Origin of the sequence: Bradyrhizobium sp. (assembly GCF_019244115.1) — a bacterium.
Taxonomy (GTDB): Bacteria; Pseudomonadota; Alphaproteobacteria; order Rhizobiales; family Xanthobacteraceae; genus Bradyrhizobium.
The window spans coordinates 1-3,853 of the sequence record NZ_JAFATE010000673.1; the positions used below are offsets into that span (position 1 = coordinate 1).

A 3,853-nucleotide genomic window follows, 5' to 3' on the forward strand; every position below is an offset into this window, starting at 1 on the left:
GCGAGCGGCGATCAAAACCGTTCGTCGCAGTGAATTGCGGCGCGATCCCGGACAACCTCGTGGAATCGATCCTGTTCGGCCATGAAAAAGGCGCCTTCACCGGCGCCACCGAACGCCATCTCGGCAAATTCGTCGAGGCGAGCGGCGGCACGCTGTTTCTCGACGAAGTCTCCGAGCTGCCGCTCGCCGCGCAGGTCAAGCTGCTCCGCGCGCTGCAGGAAGGCGCGGTCGAGGCGGTCGGCGGCCGCAAACCCGTCAAGGTCGACGTCCGCATCATCTCCGCGACCAACCGCAAGCTGCTGGACCACGTCAAGAGCGGCCATTTCCGCGAAGACCTGTTCTACCGCCTGCACGTCCTGCCGCTGACCGTGCCGCCGCTGCGCGCGCGGCGAGAGGACATCCCGATTCTGCTCCGCCATTTCCTGGTCCGCTTTGCCGCGGAAGAGAATCGCGCGGTCTCCGGCATCAGCGCCGAAGCGGTCGCGCACCTCGCCCAGTTCGACTGGCCGGGCAATATCCGCCAGCTGGAGAATGCGGTCTATCGCGCTGTCGTCATGAGCGAGGGCGACCAGCTCGAGCTTGGCGATTTTCCGCTGATGCTGGCCGCGCCGCAAACGAAGGTTGCGGCGGAGATCGCCTATGAGCCGGTCACGGTCGCGCCGGTCCTGCACCAGAGCGCGCCGGCTCTGGTCTCGGGTAGCGATATACCCATCGCCCCGCTGCCGAGCCAGGGCACATTGTCCATGCTCACCGCCTCGGGCGAAATCCGGCCGCTGGAAGAGATGGAGAACGAGATCATCCGGTTTGCGATCTCGCATTACCGCGGCCAAATGTCCGAGGTGGCGCGCCGCCTCAAAATTGGCCGTTCCACGCTCTACCGCAAACTCGACGAGGCCTCAGGGACCGCGGCCGCTAAAGGCGGCGAAGAGCATGCCGGATCGCCGTGATGCATTCAATTGCGGCGTTTCGACGTCGCAGCAGACCATATAAGCGTCGGAAATTTTGAGAAGATTCGAACCGTGTCTTGATGGTGACAGACAAAGGCAACAGCACGTGGCAAGAAGCACAATCCGCTGCGATGGATTTTGCCTGAAGTCAGTTTGTCGTGAGTTGCCCCGTGCGGTGCTGGCTGCAGAACTGGGGCGCGTGTTACGCGTTGGTCAATGCTGATGATTCAGACGATTCATTTGCGTACAGGCGTACCAGAACGCGTGGCCGGTATTTTAGCGGAAATTGAAAAAACATGACCGGAGCTGCCGACCTGCGCGGGGGCAGCTTCACCCGAGGGGTGTGACAAATGCGAAATTGTGTGAATGGCCGTGGTGGATACGATCGCGTGCTGATGGCCGTGGCGGCCTTCCTCACGATTTCGGCAAGTCAGGCGCTCGCGCAGAGCGACGGCGCGCACAAGAGTGCCGCCGAGCTCGCGATCGAGGCAGCCGTGCCGATGCCCGAGCCGGCCAATGTTCCACCCCCGACCGCCGGCGACTTCAAACTAGACAACGCGGGCACCACGGCCTCGATCTCCGACGCTGCCAAGAGCGACATCAAAGCCGATATCAAGCCCGGCGACGACAGGGCCACTGACATCAAGGCGCCCGAGACCAAGGCGGCCGACACCAAACCCGCCGACATCAAGACGCAAGACAGCAAGCCGTCCGACATGGCCACCGCGCCGGTCAAGCCGGACGCAGCCATACCGGCCGCCGCACCGCCGGCCGCGGCTGCTGCGCCCGCCGCCGAGCCCGCCAAGGAGCCCGTGAAGGCCGCGAGCAACGTGCCGCCGGCCGACCAGCCGGTCGCCGACAAGCTGCGCGAGCTGTTCTCCGGCAAGACGCTGCGCACCTTCGACCGCAAGGCGGACCGCGCGGCGGCGGAGAAATTCTATGCCGCACGCGACTATGCGCCGGTGTGGACCCAGGCCGGCGGGCTGACCGCGACCGCGAAGGGCGTCATCGCGCGCCTCAATGATGCGGCCTCCGATGGCCTCAATCCGGCCGACTATCCGGTGCCGGATTTCGCGGCGGCGACGACGCCGGACGCGCTTGCCGATGCCGAACTGAAACTGACCGCCAGCATGCTGGACTATGCGCGGCAGGCGCAGAGCGGCCGGATGCATTTTTCGCAGGTGTCGGGTGACATTCAGTATCCGGAGCACCCGACCGATCCGGCCGAGGTGCTGGCCAACGTGACGACCGCGAAGGATGCCTCGGCCACCCTCGACAGCTACAACCCGCCACAAAAACTTTACAAGGAGCTGAGAAAGAAGCTCGCCGAGCTGTGCGGCCAGGGCGACGGCCCGGCCGCATCGCCGATTCCCGACGGCCAGGTGCTGAAATATGTACCCGCGCGCGGCAAGAAGCCGGCCGAAGAGGTGATGGACGATCCGCGCGTGCCGCAGCTGCGCGCCAAACTCGGCATCAGCGAAAACGCCGACGACACCCGGTACGACGCCAGGGTCGCCGAGGCGGTGCGCAGATTCCAGGACAGCGTCGACCTGAAGCCGACCGGCGTGCTCGATGAACGCACCGTGCGCGCGCTGAACAGCCCGAAGCACGACCGGCAGATCGACACCGTCATCGTCAACATGGAGCGCTGGCGCTGGCTGCCGCGCGACCTCGGCGCGCCCGCGATCGGCGATGCCTATGTCATCCTCAACATCCCCGACTACACGCTGAAGGTGATGCAGCGCGGCCAGCAGGTCTGGACCACCCGCGTCGTCACCGGCAAGCCGGGCATCCACGCGACCCCGCTGCTCAGCGAGACCATGAAGTTCATCACGGTCAACCCGACCTGGAACGTGCCGCCGTCGATCATCTACAACGAATATTTGCCGGCGCTGCAGCAGGACCCGACGGTGCTCGAGCGCATGGGGCTCCGCCTGGAACGCGGCTCGGACGGCCAGATTCACATTTCGCAGCCGCCGGGCGAAGCCAACGCGCTCGGCCGCATCCGCTTCAACTTCCCCAACAAATTCCTGGTCTACCAGCACGACACGCCGGACAAGTACCTGTTTGCCAAGGAGGAGCGCGCCTTCAGCCATGGCTGCATGCGGGTGCAGAATCCGGATCAGTACGCCTCGGTGCTGCTCAACATCACCGAACCGAACGAGCGTTGGACGCCGGAGCGGGTGCGCGGCATGTACGGCTCGAGCGAGATCGACCTGAAATTCCCGACCCCGATCCCGGTCAACATCACCTATCAGACCGCATTCGTTGATGATGCAGGCAAGCTTCAGATCCGCAAGGACGTCTACGGCCGCGACGCCACCATGATCGCCCTTTTGAAGAACGCCAGGGGCAAGGACCTCGAGCAGGTGATCGCCCATGCGCAGCCGAACTATGTGCGCCCGGCCGGCAACCTGCCCTCCAACGTCAACTTCGCCAGCAACAGCGGCTATTATCCTCCCGGACCGTCCGGCCCGTCGTTCTTCGAACGGCTGTTCGGTGGGCCGCCGGCCCTGCAGCCGCCCGCGCCGATCGGCCGGCGCTGGCAGCAGCCACAACAAAGGCAATTTTATGCCCGTTGAGTGGCGGTGACGGCTTCCTGAAGATTTCTCTCATTAAATCAACGACCTCGCCGCTTGGGCGAGGTCGTCTGATTTTAACCATTCTACAACGTGAAAGCGTAGTGGCGCTTTTTCGCCACACTCAATGGTATATGTTAAGCATTAATTTCTGGGATGGGGGGTAAGTCTCCATTAACCATCCCGCTTTAGCAATGCGTTCACTCTCTTTCGTGACACGGGGTTGGCGAAAGAGTCCATGTGATCGCTCGTCGACGGGGTGGGCTCATCTTGCTGGCTGGTTTTGCGCGCCGATTGATTGCGCTGTCGCTATCGAGAGCCGGTCGC

Annotated in this window: 2 protein-coding genes; both read left to right on the forward strand. The window is 63.8% G+C overall.

The window, feature by feature from the left end:
• On the forward strand, positions 1–947 hold a 947-nt coding region (locus tag JOZ76_RS29250; RefSeq protein WP_291704639.1), incomplete at its 5' end, for a sigma 54-interacting transcriptional regulator.
• A gap of 350 nt (positions 948–1,297) precedes the next feature.
• On the forward strand, positions 1,298–3,529 hold the full coding sequence (locus tag JOZ76_RS29255; RefSeq protein ID WP_291704641.1) for a L,D-transpeptidase family protein: 2,232 nt from the start codon (positions 1,298–1,300) through the stop codon (positions 3,527–3,529).
• Positions 3,530–3,853 lie beyond the last annotated feature (324 nt).

Coding starts and splice junctions, on each gene's coding strand:
- JOZ76_RS29255 (WP_291704641.1), top strand. CDS start 1,298: ATGCGAAATTGTGTGAATGGCCGTGGTGGATACGATCGCGTGCTGATG.